Raw genomic sequence first — 14015 nt, 5'->3', positions numbered from 1 at the left:
CGGGCGGCAGGCCCTTGGACGTCGCGCCAGAACTTAGGCGACGTCGCTGGTTTAAGACAGATTGTGGCTAGCGGAGGGCCGCTCGCCGAGGCGGCGAACCTATAGCGTGCCGCGCCGTGCCGCAACGCGCCCTTTTACGACTTCTTGGCGTAGTAGGTTTCGGCCTCGCCGGGGAAGCTGCGATCTTTCACGTCACGCGCGTAATCGGCGGCGGCGCGGGTGATTTCGCCTTTCAGGTCGGCGTAGCGGCGGACGAACTTGGGGGTCCAGTCGAACAGGCCCAGCATGTCGTCGGTGACCAGGATCTGGCCGTCGCAGCCGGCCGAGGCGCCGATGCCGATGGTCGGCGCGTCAATGGCGGCGGTGATGTCGCGGGCCAGGGCCTCGGCCACGCCCTCGACCACCACAGCGAAGGCGCCGGCGTCGGCGGTGGCCCTTGCTTCTTCCAGAATGCGCTCGCGCTCGGCGGCGTCCTTGCCCTTGGCCTTGAAGCCCCCGTCGACCAGCACCGCCTGCGGTCGCAGGCCCACATGGCCCATGACCGGCACGCCGCGCTGGGTCAGGTAGCGGATTGTGTCGGGCACCGTCGGGCCGCTCTCGACCTTCACCGCCTGGGCGCCGGTCTCCTTCATGATCCGCACGGCGTTGGCGTAGGCCTCTTCCTGCGAGCCCTCGTACGAGCCGAAGGGCATGTCGATCACGACCATGGCTCGCCGGGAACCGCGCATGACCGCTTGGCCGTGCAGGATCATCATCTCCAGGGTCACGCCGACGGTGTTGGGCAGGCCATGAACGACCATGCCGACCGAATCCCCCACCAGCAGCAGGTCGCAGGACTCGTCCAGGGCGGCCGCGACCGGAGCGGTGTAGGCCGTCAGGCAGACGACGGGCACGCCGCCCTTGCGAGCGGCGATGTCGGGAGCGGCCAGACGGCGGACCGTCTCTTCACGATGGGCGGACAGGACAGAGCCTCCCTAGGCGTTCTTCTGAGCGCCGTTTGTGGGCCGGATCGCGCCGCACCGCAACATGAACGGCGATAACGCCGCCCCCGCTGGACTAGAGCTCTTCCACCGCGCGCGTCACCGCGAAGGCCAGGGCCACCACAGCCAAACCTGCCGCCAGCCAGAGCGCTTCCGCGCTGGTCGGGGTCGTCAGGACGGCGTTGAACTTGGCGACGCTCGAGTCGATCTCACTCTGCAGGTTGTGCCCGCTGGTGCGAGACAGTTGCGAGATCTCGCTCGAGAACCGGCTGCTCAGGATCTGGAAGGCGGCGAACAGGCCGGCGACCGTGCCGGCGCCGACGATAAACATCCGCCGCATCGCCCAGCCACGCGCCAGCTTGGCCTCGACCTGAGCGTTGAACAGGATCGCATCCGGAAAGGATGGCGCTTCGGCGAACAGACGGCTCAGTTGGGCTTCGAAATCGGGTTCAGCCATGCGCTTCCCTCCTCGCGCCTTTCTCGGGTTGGGCGAGTTTCGCCCGAAGTTTGTCCAAACCACGTTTGACATGGGATTTGACCGTGCCGATCGGGATGTTCAAGGCTTCGGCCGCCTCGGTGTGAGACCAGTCGGCCCCGTAGCAGAGGGAAACGCACAGGCGCTCCCCGCGTGACAGCGTCTTCAACGCTTCGTCGAGGTCGATACGGCTGGCGGCGTCTCCCGACGTGTCGCGCGCCATCACGGCCTCAACCGGCTCCACATTGTCCGAGAAAATCAGGCGCGCCTCGCGCTTGACCTTCTTCAGATAGAGCCGCGCGGCGATCTTCTTGATCCACGCGCCGAAGGTTCCCTCGCCACGATATTCGGCCACCTGTTCGAAACCGGCCATGAAGGCGTCCTGGGCCAGGTCGTCAGCCGTGGCGGATTCCGCGCCCATACGCCTCAACAGTCCCCGGACAGCCGAGCCGTGCCGACGCACCAGCTCTCCGTAGGCCTTGCGGTCGCCCGCCGCCGCGAGAGCGGCGAGTTCGACGTCGTGACCGGTTGGCGGGCGTTCGATGCCCATTGGGTCAAGCCCTCCCAGGCTCGCGGAGACTAAGCCCGCGGGTCCTTGTTGGGGTTGAAGAAGCTCAGAATGATGTAGGCGATGCCGATCACGGTCGGGATGGCGGCGACGCCCAGCGCCGGCGAGACCACGTCGCGCTCATCGAGGCCGACGAAGTAGCCGAAGATCGCGAAGCCGACGCCGACAGCGATCATGATCACGCCGGTGCGGATGTCGCGAACCGACGACGAAGCCGGGCGGACGTCGCGGGTCAGGGTCTCGACGACCTCCGCCGGCAGGGACTGACCCTTCTCGATGGCGGTGCGCACGACGTCGTGCATGCGACGACGCTCCAGGTGCTTGAAGAGGCCCAGAATGGGCAGGCAGACGATGGCCGCCACCATGGCGAACGCACCCAGCGGAACGAGCATTTCCATATCTTCCTCCAGTTCAGTGGACGACGCCCCCGCGCCGCCTTCACCAGTAAGAGGCGTTGATGGCCTCGATTGGAGGCGCCCGCCCGGATGAAACTTTCGTAAGGCTAGAAACCTCAGCCGATCGACAGGCCCAGGCGACGCCAGACGCCGGGTCCGCCAGTCACCACCACCGCCCCGACGAAGGCCAGCAAGGCCGCGGTCGGGGCCAGGACGGGCGCGATGGTCGAGACGGCCAGGTCCAGCGCCGGGGCGCAGGCCCACAGCACCAGAGCGATCGCCCCCGCCCCGACGGCGGCGGTCTTCAGCCGGTCCAGGAACGCCTGCTGTTCGACCCGCTTCATCACCTCGGCGGTGAAGATGTCGGCGCGGCTCTGCCTGGGCGTTTCGCCCAGGAAGGCCGAGAGTTGATCGTCCAGGCTCATCACGAACCTCCCATAACCGCCAGCAGCCGCTCGCGGCCACGGACAACATGCGATTTGACGGTGCCCAGGGGAAGCCCCAGGGCCTGCGAGACCTCGGCGTGCGTCCAGCCCTGGCCCAGGCACAGGGTGACACAGGCGCGCTGGTCCTCCGGCAGGGTCGCCAGGGCCGTCTCGAGGGCCATGCGGTCTTCGGGCGCGAGCTCGACGGCGGTCTCCAGGTCCTGCTCGCCGCGCCAGGCCTCGTCACGGGCGGCGGCGCGCTGGGCGCCGCGGCGCTGCGACAGGGCTTTCTTCCACGCCACGCCGTACAGCCAGGTCCGGAAACCCTCGTCGTCGCGCAGCGTGTGCAGCCCGCTCCAGGCCGCCACAAAGGCTTCCTGGGCGATGTCGTCGGCGTCGATCCAGCCGCTCTTGCGCAGGAAACCCCGCAAGGGCTTTTCGTGGATCGCCACCAGCCGGGCGAAAGCGCCTTGGGACCCCGCGCGCGCCTGTCTGACGAGCGCGGCGTCCATCAGACGGTCGGGCCGTTCCGATCGAGCATCACCTGCACGAACGTCGCCGCGCACAGCGAGCCCAGCACGAAGGCGACGATCACGAAGGCCTCGCCCGCGCCGAACATGTTGGTGGCGGCCGCGACGGTGAAGCCGGAGGCCAACAGGCCGAACAGCACCACCTGATACCAGCTGCGCTCGCGACGGCGGCGATAGCGCGGCCGCTCGTCACGGTCGTCGTCGTCGCCATGCCAGCGCTTGTTGAGCTTGCTCATCAGCTCCGGCGGCGGCTCGCGGCCGGCGGCGGCGTAGGTCTTGATCAGGTCCAGCGTCTCGCGGTTGGCGCGGTACGACAGCCAGCTCTGCCAAGCGCCGAAGATGAACCAGCTGAGCGGGAAGATCAGCCACCAGAACTGTCGGAACATGTCCTCGGACATAGCGGCTCTCCTTAGCGGTGCAGCGCGGCGACCAGGGCGGCGGGCGGTTCCTGGCCCTTGGCGGCCAGCTCGCGCAGCGCCGCCACCACCTCGCGGCGGGACTGGTAGTTCAGCCAGGCGCGGAACACGCCCAGCGCCATGAAGCCCAGGGGGAACAGCATCCACCAGAAATCGCGGAACAGTTCGTAGCCCATCGGTCGATCCCTTCGATCAGAGACGCGATCTCTCGCGCTTTCGAAGGTTAGTCGCCGCCGACCGCCACGCTGGATGCGCCGACATACGAAATAATTTCGGACATCGAGCTGAAGGACACGGTCGGGCCGTGCTGGGCCAGGATCGCGGGCTTGGCGTAGCCCCAGCCGACGGCCCCGCAGTCCAGGCCCACCTTGCGGGCGGCCTCGATGTCGCGGGTCTCGTCGCCGATGCAGATGACCTTGTCGCGGGAGACGCCCTTGGCCGTCACCTGCTTGAACTTGCGGGCCTTGCCGAACAGCGACGCGCCGCAGGCATAGAGACTGATCAGGTTGCCCAGGTCCTCGCCCAGCACCCGGCGGATCACCGCCTCGCTGTTGGAGCTGACCACCGCGATCTTTACGCCGGCCTCGTGCAGGGCGCGCAGCATCCGGGCGGTCTCGGGGAACAGCGGGATGGTATGGGCGTCGGCGGCCATCAGCTTCTTGCCGGCCCGCGCGATCAGCGGCAGCTTCCAGGGCGAGACGCCCAGATAACGGATGACCTCACGCGTGTTGCGCCCGCGCAGCATCTCGATCTCGTCGTCGGTGACGGTCTTGAAGCCGTACCGGCGCGCCATCGGATTGACGGCCCGCATCATCCACGCGGCGCTGTCAGCCAGCGTGCCGTCGAAGTCGAAGATGACCAGCTCGTACCGCGAGACGGCGAACTCCCCCACGCGCCTAATCCCCCTTGAGTCCGTACTCAGCCGGACGCTCAGGCCAGTGATAGACTGATCCTCCGCGCGTTGTCGTCTTAAACTTCGCTTATGAGGCGACGAAACGCGTGGACAATTCGCGGCTTAGCTTAGCGCGCTCTCATAGATGTCGGGCTTGAAGCCGACCAGGCGGCGGTCGCCCAGGTCCAGGACCGGACGCTTGATCATCGACGGCTGAGCCAGCATCAGGCCGATGGCCTTGTCGGCGTCCAGGTTCTGCTTGTCGGCGTCATCCAGCTTGCGGAAGGTCGTGCCTGCGCGGTTCAGGATCACCTCCCAGCCGTGCTCCTTGACCCAGCCCTCAAGGGTCGCGCGATCGATGCCGACCGCCTTGTAGTCGTGGAAGGCATAGGCGTGGCCGCGGTCTTCCAGCCACTTGCGGGCCTTGGCGACCGTGTCGCAGTTCTTGATGCCGTACATCGTGGCGGTCATGGCCGGGCCTCCTGGAAGCGAATCCGCATCGCTCCGCCCTGCCCTAGCCCGTCTGGCTTCGTCGGTTCAACTGCCGCAGGGCATCCTTGCCGTTCCAGCGCGCCGTGGGGTCAGGACTGGCCGCCAGCCGCGCAGCGCAGTCCAGAGCGGCGGCCTTCAGCACCGGGCTCTTGCGCACGCCGATGGCCCGCAGCGCCCAGTTGGCTCCCTTCTTGACGAAGTTCCTCGGATCCGTGGCCGCCGCCTCGATCAGCGGCAGGCGCTCCAGGAAGACCTCGTCCGGCAACTCCTTGCGGTGCAAGGCCACGCAGGCCAGCAAGGCGAAACCCGCCCGCTTGCCGAACTCGTCGTTCAGCCACACCCACTGGTCGATCTTGGCAAGGGCGTGCGGCGTGCGGTCGAACAGGTCGAAGCACAGGGTGTCGGTCACCGCCCAGCTGTCGAACTCAGAGCGCCAGGCGTCCATCTGCTCGGGTGTCACAAGCTTCGGATCATCGACCATGCCGGCCAGCAGCCGGGCCTCGTACCAGCGGGTGTCCCACAGGGCCTGGGCCAGGGCGTGGTCTCGGCGCAGGCGCTTGGACAGCTTGCGTAGTTCACCGACCGGGACGCCGAAGGCCTTCTCGTAGGTGATCGCGAAGCCGGCCATGCGCTCGCGGTAGCCGTCGTCGCCGAGCGCTTCCAGTACCTGGAGGACCTCGGCGGCGGTCGTCATCAGGCCAGCGTCCACTCGGCGAGGACGATGTGCTGGGTCTGGCCAAGCTTGCTCCGCACCAGCACGAGGCGGTCCACGGTCCAGCGGATCGGTTCAATTGCCTGCACGGGGACGACCTGTCCGTCGTACAGCAGCGTGATGTGCGGCAGGAACTGCTTGTCGGGCTTGAGGCCGGCTCCAGCCATCTTCAAGCCCAGCGCCTGCTGGAACGCGATCAGGTCCTGCACGCCCTCCCCGCCTTGCAGGGTAAAGGGGTTGTTGCCCGGCCGGTTGGCGAAGCTGACGGCCTTGTCGAACACAACCTCGAACGGCGCGGCGGCCAGGGCCTGGCCCGCCCCCTCACCCTTGCGAACCATGTCGGCGGGCAGGCCCACATAATCGCCCAGGTGATGCAGGGTGATGTGGAAGCGGTCAGTCAGCAGCGGCTGGCCGCGCAGGCCAAGACTGTCCTTCAGCCGGCGGGCCTCCCGCGCGATCTGCTCGGCGGTTTGGGCGTCCGGATACAGCAGGAACATCAGCCGATCGGTCGGCGTGGGCGGGTCAAAGCCTGGCAGGCCCATCTGCAACGTCTCGGCCATTCGGCTCCCTCCTTGATCGTCGTCAGGATTACGCCGCTTCGGCTCGCCCTCCAACCGTCGCATTACATTTCGTTTACGTGCGTAATCGTTGGCTTGACGCGATCGTTTACGTGCGTAATCGTCAGAGCATGGATACGAACCCGCACCGCATCAGCGCCGCCGAGAGCGAAGTCATGAAGGTCCTGTGGGCCGACAGCCCCAAGGCCGCCGAGGACGTGCTGGCGATCCTGGCCAAGGATCAGGGCTGGGCCGAAGGCACGGTGAAAACCCTGCTCAACCGCCTGCTGAACAAGGGTGCGATCGCCGCCGACAAGGAGGGCCGCCGCTTCCTGTACCGCCCGCTGATCGGCCGCGACGACTATGTCGACACCGAGAGCCAGGGCCTGCTGGACCGCCTGTTCGACGGCCGTCTTGCGCCGCTCGTGAGCCACTTCTCCAAGCGCGAGAAGCTGGCGCCCGAGGATGTCGCGGAGCTGCGCCGCCTGCTGGAGACGCTCGACGATGGCCAGTGAGCTCATTCCCTTCCTGCTGAAGGCCAATCTGGCGCTGGCGGCGGCCGTTCTGCTGGTGCTGGCCCTGCGCAAGCCGGTCCGGGCCGCGTTCGGGGCTCGCAGCGCTTACGCCCTTTGGCTGGTCGTCCCGCTGTCGATCCTGGCCCTGCTGATCCCGGCGCGCACGATCACCCTGCCCGCGCCTGACGCGGCCAAGCCCGTAGCTGCGACCGTGACTGAAGCGCCCACCCCGGCCTTCACACCGGCTGCCAGACAGACGCCATCCCTTCCTATCGCCGAGATCGTGCTGGGCCTCTGGCTCGCCGTCACCCTTGGCGCCCTCGCCATCCAGGCCGAGCGCCAGCGGCGGTTCGTGCGCTCGCTGGGCAAGCTCAGCGCCGCCGATGGCCTGCTGTGGTCCGACCGTCCCGGCGTCGGCCCGGCCGTGATCGGCGCCCTGGCCCCACGCGTGGTGCTGCCGGCCGACTTCGCGGCCCGGTTCTCGCCCGAGGAGCAGGCCCTGATCCTGGCCCATGAGCAGAACCACCTGGCCGTCGGCGACGCCCAGATCAACGCCGTCGTCACGGCGCTGCAGTGCCTCTTCTGGTTCAACCCGCTGATCCATGTCGGCGCAGCGGTCCTTCGGATCGACCAGGAGATCGCCTGCGACGCCGCCGTGCTGGCCCGTCACCCCAAGACCCGCCGCGCCTATGGCGAAGCCATGCTGAAGACCCAGCTGGCCGCCTGCGCCCCGCCGCTCGGCTGCCATTGGCCAGCCTCGGCCAACAAACAACTGAAGGAGCGTTTCACCTTGCTCGCCTATCACCATGCCAATCGCCGTCGCCACCTGGCCGGCGCCGCCGCGGTCGCCATCCTCAGCCTCTCGGCCGGCGTCGCCGCCTGGGCCGCCCAACCGGCGCAGGCCGTCCAGCAATCACCGGAGCAGGCCAAGCGCGCCATCGCCCGCCACCTCAGCCAGCCCCTGTTCGACGCGGTCCGCGCCGGCGACGTCGGCGCCGTCCGTGAGCTGATCGACCTGGGCGCCAACGCCAATGCGGTGCTGCCCGGCGACGGCTCACCGCTGATCGAGGCCGCCCGTCATGGCCGCATGGACTTGGTCCAGATGCTGCTGGCGGCCGGCGCCGATCCGAACCTGGCCGTGCGCGGCGACGGCGCCCCGCTGATCCAGGCCTCGCTATCGGGCAATCTCGAGATCGTCCGCCTGCTGGTCGAGCGCGGAGCCGATGTCGAGATCTTCGTACCGAACGACGAGACCCCGCTGATCAACGCCGCCCAGGCCGGCAACCTGACCGTCGTCAAATATCTGATCGAACGCGGCGCCGACGTGAACCGCGAGGTGCCGGCCAATGGCGGAACGCGCTCGCCGATGAGCGAGGCCAAGCGCAATGGCCGCCTCGACGTCGTCGCCTACCTGCAGAGCCGGGGCGCGCGCTCTTAAGCGCGCCCACACTTCCCCAACAAAATCAGCGAGTTTCAAAACGATGGCGATCATCGACGCCCGGACTCTGCCTGACGCCAGCCAAATCCAGGCCGATCTGCTGATCATCGGCGGCGGCCTGGCCGGCATCGCCCTGGCCAAGGAACTGGCCGGCGGCCCGCTGGAGGTCGTGATCCTGGAGAGCGGCGGCCTGGAAATCGACATGGAGAACCAGGCCCTCTACGCCGGCTCGGGCGTCCAGACGGCGCCGGGCAATCCCGACCGGCCGTTCGACGACTATCCGATCCAGTCGCGGGTTCGCGCCCTGGGCGGCTCGGGCATGGTCTGGGGCGGCAAGTGCGCCCCGCTAGACCCGGCCGACTTCGCCGAACGGGCCTGGATCCCGCTCAGCGGCTGGCCCGTCACCCGCGCGCAGATGCAGCCCTACTATGACCGGGCCTGCGATCTGCTGGAGATCCCGCGCTTCCCATTGGAGCGCTCCGAGTCCAGCGAACCCGCGCTGCAGCCCCTGGCGCTAGATCCGGCCGACGGCTTCTTCCCGGCCCCGCGCGAGTTCTCCAAGTTCACCGGCGGACGGGACAAGGCCGCCTTCGACGCCTTCCGCACGACGTTCGCCGAGGCAGCCAACATCACCGTCTACCTGCACGCCAATGTGGTGAAGATCCGCCGTCAGGGCGCCGAGATCACGGGCCTCGACATCGCCCGCCTGGACGGCAAGCGCCACACGGCCAAGGCCGCCCGCTACGTGCTGGCGACCGGCGGAATCGAGAATGTCCGCCTGCTGCTGGCGTCCGATGGTCTGGGCAACCGCCAGGACCTGGTCGGCCGCTTCTTTCAGGGGCACGTGACCTATTCCAACGACGGTGACGCCGGCAATGAAGGCACAGCCATCGCTGTCTCACGCACCGAGCCGCTGGAACTCTACGCACCGGCCAAACGGATGGCGGCGCACTGCGTGATCGGCTCGGGGCTAGCCGGCCAGACGCGGATGAAGACCGGCAACTTCACCGCCACCCTGTTTCGCGCCGACGTGTCCGACCCGGACAGCAAGACCATCGCCAGGGCCAATGCCCGCCAGGGTGACGGCCAGTTGCTCGGCTACTTCGCCATGACCGAGCACTTCCCCAATCCCGACAGTCGCGTGACCCTGGATCCGGAGCACAAGGACGCCCTGGGCACGCCGCGTGTGCGGCTGACCTGGACCTATGGCGACAAGGACTACGCCGGCCTGGAGCGGTCGGTCGTCGGCCTATCCGACGCCCTGGGCGCCTCGGGCGAGGGCCGGATGTGCTGGGCTATCCCGCGCGGCAAGCTGCTGGCCATCTCCAGCGCCTCGCGCCACCACATGGGGACGACGCGGATGCATGCCGATCCGAAGAAGGGCGTCGTCGACGCCGACCTGCGGCTGCACGAGGCCAGGAATCTCTATGTCGCCGGCAGTTCGGTATTCCCGACCTCCGGCATCGCCAACCCGACCCTGACCATCCTGGCGCTGTGCATGCGCCTGGCCGACCACCTCAAGAGCGAGACCGTTCGATGACCAGCCGCCGCGACCTGCTGGCCGCCCTCTTCGCCTTTGCCGCGACGCCCGCCCTAGCCCGTGCACCCGATGCCTTCGCTGACCTGGATGCCGCCGCCGTCGGCCGGATCGGCGAAGCCTGGCGCAAAGAGCATCCCAGCGCCTCCATCCGTGAGCTGACAAGCCGCCTGTTCCCAGCCGGTCGTGGCTCCGACGCTCTGCCCCGCCTGCGTGCTCAAGCGGCCGCCGACTTCCGCAAGGGCGCGGTGTTCAGCTATCGTGGCTGGCGGCTGTCGGACACCGAAGGCGCGCTGTTCGCGCTGCTGTCACTGGAGAGCTAGTCCTCAACGTTCAGCCGCCACAGGGCGAAGGCCGCGCCGGTTAGGGTCAGGGCCACCGAGGTCATGGTCCACTCCATGCGGCTCGCAGGCTCGGCAAGGATACGCGGGATGTGCAGCAGCACGACGAAGCTGCCCATCATGCCGGTGATCGTGGGACCGGCGGCCTTCAGCCCGCGATTGGACAGGAAGGCCAGGCCCGCCAGCACGTGCCCGGCTCCCGTCGCCGCCGCCCAGCCCGTGCGCCACGGCAGCCAGGCCGGCACCATCTGCGCCGTGAAGCTCAGATAGACGAAGTGCGACAGGCCAAAGACCAGCAGGCACAGCCCGAAGGCGATGCGGGTCGAAAAAGCCAGGCGGCGTCGCAGGTCTCCCCGGAGGGATAGCGCGAGGAGCGCGACGCCGCCCGCCGACATCGTGGCGCTCTCGGCCAGGCCCAGCCATTCGGCGACGGACCCGGGCTGCGCGGCGACGCGGGGGCCATGGAGCAAGACGGCCCAAAGACCGAAGAAGATCGCCAGGAGCAGCGCACCGCCTTTGGCCAAGCGCGGCAGCAACGCCGCGATTGCAGCGGCGGCCATCGCGATGGCAGAGGCGTAGGCCAGCACAGGCCGGAGAGGAACATTGTCCGGCACGGGCTGCCACTGGAAGGCGAAGTCGCCGGCGATCAGCCCCAGTACGCCCAGCAGCAACGCGCCCAGCGCATACGGAACCGCTTTCTCCGACACTATCACCCGCCCCGACTCCCCTGAAACCTCGGTGAGGCCAAGGCAGCACGTCGCGGCGGCGCGAACTTGGGGTTTGTTGCGGCGCCTTAGGCCGCCTGCCGCCACGCCCGGGGCGAACAGCCGAAGGCCTCTCGGAAGGTGTGGTTGAAGTGCGAGAGGTCGTTGAAGCCGACGTTCAGGGCGATCGTGGTGATCGGCGCCTTGGTGTCCAACAACTGGTCGGCGGCGGCCTTGAGGCGCGCGCCGATCTGGAACTGGCGCGGCGTCTCGCCGGTCACGTCCCGGAACGCGCGGATGAAGTGGTAGCGCGACAGGCCCGCATCGGCGGCCAGCTCGGACAGCAGAAGGGTCTCGGCGTAGCGGCGCTGGACGTCCTGGGCGACCTCACGGACGCGGTGATGATCGACGCGACTGGCGTCACGGCGGCGCACGCGGCGGCCCAGGGCCAGGGCGGCGGCGGTGACGGCGACCACCGCCTCTTCCTGCGGACGACTGTCGCGCGCCAGTTGGCGGATCGCGCCATACAGCGGCGCCGTCTCCCGGCCCGAGGCAACAGCGGCCACGGCGAAGCGGCCATCAGCGCAGCGCAGGTCCTCGGCCAGTTCGTCCATCAGGACATCGTCTAAAGCCAGCACGGCGCGGCGGTTGCCCGCGCTATCCAAGTGCAGGCACCCGAAGCTCTCCTCGGCATTGCCCAGCACGATCGCGCCGGGCGTGGCGGTCGCCGAGCCGACGGGGGTCTGGTAGCCGAAGACGCCCGACACCACCGCCCCGATCGCCGAGCGCGCATAGCGATGGCGGGCCAGGGTCTTGGCGGGCGCGGCGCAGCTGACGTCGCCCGCGCCATAGAGGCCGCCCCGGCTGGCCAGGACGGGACCGTCCACCTCGACCCGGAACTCGGCCCCCGCCATGGAGGCTAGAGCGCTCGGCCGGCCGACGCGGAGTCGACCCGCGTCCAGGTCTGCGACTTGCACAGGAAGTTGGGCAGCAGGCAGCCCTTGGCGCGCAGCGAGGCGCGGTCCAGCAGGCGCACCTGCCCCGAGAAGGTCATGTCCAGGTCGGGCACATAGACCCGGCCCTTCCACTCGTTGGGATCGCTGGCGGCGAAGTCGCGCAGCAGCTGCATGCCGACCAGGTCTTGATTGTTCTTCTTCTTCACGTCGGCGCGCGCGTCGGCGTTGGCCCAGACGACATAGCCGCAGGTCCGCGTCTCGCACGGCTTGATCTCGATGTGGACGCTGCCCTTGGGGTTGCGCCAGATACCGTAGACGTCGCCCGGTTTCGGCGGCGCGACGTCGGCGGCGAGTGCTACGCCCACCATGCTCGACAACGCCAGAACGGCCGCCGCCAGCAGCATATTCCTTCGGCTCATGAAGCCCTCTTCCAACTTGACGACATGCGCCACCCTGATCGCGGGGGCACGCTAGACGTTCGATAGGATCAGGTGAAGCCGTCAGAATCTGGGCGGCGGCTCGTTTTCGCCTCTCAGCCCTTCGGCTGGGCCACCACGCGCAGGTACGGCTTCAGCGTCTTCCAGCCGTCCGGGTACTTTTCCTTGGCGACCTCGTCGGTGACCGAGGGCGGGATGATCACGTCCTGGCCCGGACGCCAGTTCACCGGCGTGGCGACCGTATACTTGGCGCTGAGCTGCACCGAGTCGAGCAGGCGCAGCACCTCGTCGAAGTCGCGGCCCGAGGTCATCGGATAGATCAGCATCGCCTTGATCTTCTTGTCCGACCCGATGATGAACACCGCCCGCACCGTGGCGTTGTCGGCGGCCGTGCGGCCGTCCGAGGTGTCGCCCGCGCCCTCGGGCAGCATGTCGTACAGTTTGGCGACGTTCAGGTCGGTGTCGCCGATCATCGGGTAGTTCACCGCGTGACCTTGGGTCTCCTCGATGTCGGCCGCCCACTTGGCGTGGTTCTCGACGGGATCGACCGACAGGCCGATCACCTTGGTGTTACGCTTTTCGAACTCGGGCTTCAGGCCGGCCATGTAGCCCAACTCGGTCGTGCAGACCGGGGTGAAGTCCTTGGGGTGCGAGAACAGGATCGCCCAGTTGTCGCCGATCCAGTCGTGGAAGGTGATCTCACCCTGGGTGGTTTGCGCCGTGAAATTCGGCGCCTCGGAATTGATCCGCAGCGACATAGGTCTCTCCCTCTACCAGATGGGGCGGGACGCTACGCACGGGCGCCGGCGAGGTCATGCGAAAGTTTCTGTTCACCGCCCCAGCACCTCTAGTCGAGCACGATGCTCTCGACCGGCACGGTCAGCAGATAGCCCTGCCCGCGGACAGTCCGGATCAACAGGTCGCCGCCGTCGACCCGCGCCAGCTTGGCCCGCAGGCGGCTGACGATGACGTTGATCTGGCGCTCGCCCTCGGCGCGTTCGCCGGTCTTGGGATCCTGCAGCAGCCGCGCGCGCGGCACGATCTGCTGCGGGCTGGCCAGCAAGGCGCCCAGCAGCGCGAACTCGCCGGAGGACAGCTCGACGCTGCGGTCATAGGGGTCGAACAGCTGCCGGGTGATCAGGTTCAGCCGCCAGCCGTCGAAGCGGTAGATGTTGGCGCGTCCGTCGTCGCGCGGCGCCCGCAGGCCCACCTGGCGGCGGCGCAGCACCGAACGGATGCGGGCCAGCAGCTCGCGCTGGCGATAGGGCTTGGCGACATAGTCGTCGGCGCCGATCTCCAGCCCCACCACGATGTCGCTCTCGTCGGCCATGGCGCTGACCACGATGACGCCAGGCTGCGGCTGCTGGTTGCGCAGGCGGTTGCAGACCGAAAAGCCGCCTTCGCCCGGCAGCATGATGTCCAGCACCACCGCATCGACCGGCACGGTGGTCAGGATCTTGTCCATCTGGCGGGCCGAGGACGCGGTGACGACCTCGTACTCGTGCCGACATAGCAAGTCGTGCATCTGCGATCGCGCGGACTGGTCCGCATCGAGAAGTAAGATCCTTTGCCGCACGCCCGCTCTCCGTTCTCTGGTACGAGTCCAGGCTTAACCAGGCGCAGCGGCGAAATTACTTTCCGTTTG

At 68.1% G+C, this 14015-nt stretch carries 21 protein-coding genes; 4 read left to right on the top strand and 17 right to left on the bottom strand.

Annotated elements, in window-relative coordinates; genetic code table 11:
* Positions 1 to 134 precede the first annotated feature (134 nt).
* The 12 genes from panB to AC1RR5_RS26335 all read right to left on the bottom strand — a co-directional run bounded on the left by panB (position 135) and on the right by AC1RR5_RS26335 (position 6445).
* A complete protein-coding gene (panB, locus tag AC1RR5_RS26390) occupies positions 135 to 962 on the bottom strand; it encodes a 3-methyl-2-oxobutanoate hydroxymethyltransferase (protein ID WP_492926727.1) in 828 nt (275 codons plus the stop codon).
* 94 nt (positions 963 to 1056) lie between these two features.
* Positions 1057 to 1437 carry a hypothetical protein gene (locus AC1RR5_RS26385; protein ID WP_492926687.1) on the bottom strand — a complete coding sequence of 127 codons (381 nt, stop codon included), beginning with the start codon at positions 1435 to 1437 and terminating at the stop codon, positions 1057 to 1059.
* Positions 1430 to 2005 carry an RNA polymerase sigma factor gene (locus AC1RR5_RS26380; protein ID WP_492926685.1) on the bottom strand — a complete coding sequence of 192 codons (576 nt, stop codon included), beginning with the start codon at positions 2003 to 2005 and terminating at the stop codon, positions 1430 to 1432. The genes AC1RR5_RS26385 and AC1RR5_RS26380 overlap by 8 nt, the downstream gene beginning before the upstream one ends.
* A gap of 29 nt (positions 2006 to 2034) precedes the next feature.
* Entirely contained in the window at positions 2035 to 2421 is a 387-nt protein-coding gene (locus AC1RR5_RS26375; RefSeq protein ID WP_492926683.1) for a DUF6249 domain-containing protein, read from the bottom strand.
* A gap of 113 nt (positions 2422 to 2534) precedes the next feature.
* Positions 2535 to 2843, bottom strand: a complete 309-nt coding sequence (locus AC1RR5_RS26370; RefSeq protein ID WP_492926681.1) for a hypothetical protein — start codon at positions 2841 to 2843, stop codon at positions 2535 to 2537.
* On the bottom strand, positions 2843 to 3355 hold the full coding sequence (locus tag AC1RR5_RS26365; RefSeq protein WP_492926679.1) for an RNA polymerase sigma factor: 513 nt from the start codon (positions 3353 to 3355) through the stop codon (positions 2843 to 2845). Before AC1RR5_RS26365 ends, AC1RR5_RS26370 begins: the two co-directional genes overlap by 1 nt.
* A complete protein-coding gene (locus AC1RR5_RS26360; protein WP_492926677.1) occupies positions 3355 to 3771 on the bottom strand; it encodes a hypothetical protein in 417 nt (138 codons plus the stop codon). Before AC1RR5_RS26360 ends, AC1RR5_RS26365 begins: the two co-directional genes overlap by 1 nt.
* A gap of 11 nt (positions 3772 to 3782) precedes the next feature.
* On the bottom strand, positions 3783 to 3965 hold the full coding sequence (locus tag AC1RR5_RS26355; protein WP_492926675.1) for a hypothetical protein: 183 nt from the start codon (positions 3963 to 3965) through the stop codon (positions 3783 to 3785).
* A gap of 47 nt (positions 3966 to 4012) precedes the next feature.
* On the bottom strand, positions 4013 to 4711 hold the full coding sequence (locus AC1RR5_RS26350) for an HAD family hydrolase (protein WP_492926725.1): 699 nt from the start codon (positions 4709 to 4711) through the stop codon (positions 4013 to 4015).
* Positions 4712 to 4804: 93 nt separating this feature from the next.
* Positions 4805 to 5152 (bottom strand): ArsC family reductase, encoded by a 348-nt coding sequence (locus tag AC1RR5_RS26345; RefSeq protein ID WP_492926673.1) that lies wholly within the window; start codon positions 5150 to 5152, stop codon positions 4805 to 4807.
* A gap of 43 nt (positions 5153 to 5195) precedes the next feature.
* Entirely contained in the window at positions 5196 to 5867 is a 672-nt protein-coding gene (locus AC1RR5_RS26340) for a DNA alkylation repair protein (protein WP_492926671.1), read from the bottom strand.
* Complete coding sequence (locus AC1RR5_RS26335) at positions 5867 to 6445, bottom strand: 2'-5' RNA ligase family protein (RefSeq protein WP_492926669.1); 579 nt, start codon at positions 6443 to 6445, stop codon at positions 5867 to 5869. The genes AC1RR5_RS26340 and AC1RR5_RS26335 overlap by 1 nt, the downstream gene beginning before the upstream one ends.
* A gap of 128 nt (positions 6446 to 6573) precedes the next feature.
* Here AC1RR5_RS26335 and AC1RR5_RS26330 point away from each other — a divergent pair, with 128 nt between their 5' ends.
* The 4 genes from AC1RR5_RS26330 to AC1RR5_RS26315 are packed head-to-tail and all read left to right on the top strand — an operon-like array spanning position 6574 to position 10255.
* The gene (locus AC1RR5_RS26330; RefSeq protein WP_492926723.1) at positions 6574 to 6957 is read left to right on the top strand and encodes a BlaI/MecI/CopY family transcriptional regulator; all 384 of its coding nucleotides are present in this window, start codon (positions 6574 to 6576) and stop codon (positions 6955 to 6957) included.
* Positions 6947 to 8395 carry a M56 family metallopeptidase gene (locus AC1RR5_RS26325; RefSeq protein ID WP_492926667.1) on the top strand — a complete coding sequence of 483 codons (1449 nt, stop codon included), beginning with the start codon at positions 6947 to 6949 and terminating at the stop codon, positions 8393 to 8395. Before AC1RR5_RS26330 ends, AC1RR5_RS26325 begins: the two co-directional genes overlap by 11 nt.
* A 43-nt stretch (positions 8396 to 8438) precedes the next feature.
* Positions 8439 to 9935, top strand: coding sequence for an FAD-dependent oxidoreductase (locus tag AC1RR5_RS26320; RefSeq protein WP_492926665.1), 1497 nt, complete (start codon positions 8439 to 8441; stop codon positions 9933 to 9935).
* Positions 9932 to 10255 (top strand): hypothetical protein, encoded by a 324-nt coding sequence (locus tag AC1RR5_RS26315; RefSeq protein WP_492926663.1) that lies wholly within the window; start codon positions 9932 to 9934, stop codon positions 10253 to 10255. The genes AC1RR5_RS26320 and AC1RR5_RS26315 overlap by 4 nt, the downstream gene beginning before the upstream one ends.
* Here AC1RR5_RS26315 and AC1RR5_RS26310 read toward each other — a convergent pair.
* The 5 genes from AC1RR5_RS26310 to AC1RR5_RS26290 all read right to left on the bottom strand — a co-directional run bounded on the left by AC1RR5_RS26310 (position 10252) and on the right by AC1RR5_RS26290 (position 13946).
* Entirely contained in the window at positions 10252 to 10980 is a 729-nt protein-coding gene (locus tag AC1RR5_RS26310; protein WP_492926661.1) for a DoxX family protein, read from the bottom strand. The two genes, AC1RR5_RS26315 and AC1RR5_RS26310, sit on opposite strands and share 4 nt — an antisense overlap.
* Positions 10981 to 11066: 86 nt before the next feature.
* The gene (locus tag AC1RR5_RS26305; protein ID WP_492926659.1) at positions 11067 to 11891 is read right to left on the bottom strand and encodes a helix-turn-helix transcriptional regulator; all 825 of its coding nucleotides are present in this window, start codon (positions 11889 to 11891) and stop codon (positions 11067 to 11069) included.
* A 5-nt stretch (positions 11892 to 11896) separates the two neighbouring features.
* Positions 11897 to 12352 (bottom strand): DUF2147 domain-containing protein, encoded by a 456-nt coding sequence (locus tag AC1RR5_RS26300; protein ID WP_492926657.1) that lies wholly within the window; start codon positions 12350 to 12352, stop codon positions 11897 to 11899.
* A gap of 113 nt (positions 12353 to 12465) precedes the next feature.
* Complete coding sequence (locus AC1RR5_RS26295) at positions 12466 to 13128, bottom strand: peroxiredoxin (protein ID WP_492926655.1); 663 nt, start codon at positions 13126 to 13128, stop codon at positions 12466 to 12468.
* Between the two features lie 89 nt (positions 13129 to 13217).
* Entirely contained in the window at positions 13218 to 13946 is a 729-nt protein-coding gene (locus AC1RR5_RS26290) for a response regulator (RefSeq protein ID WP_492926653.1), read from the bottom strand.
* Between the last annotated feature and the right edge of the window lie 69 nt (positions 13947 to 14015).

The sequence above is a fragment of the Caulobacter sp. GW821-FHT11E11 genome (assembly GCF_058808315.1).
This window is presented reverse-complemented; position numbering and strand designations above follow the sequence as displayed.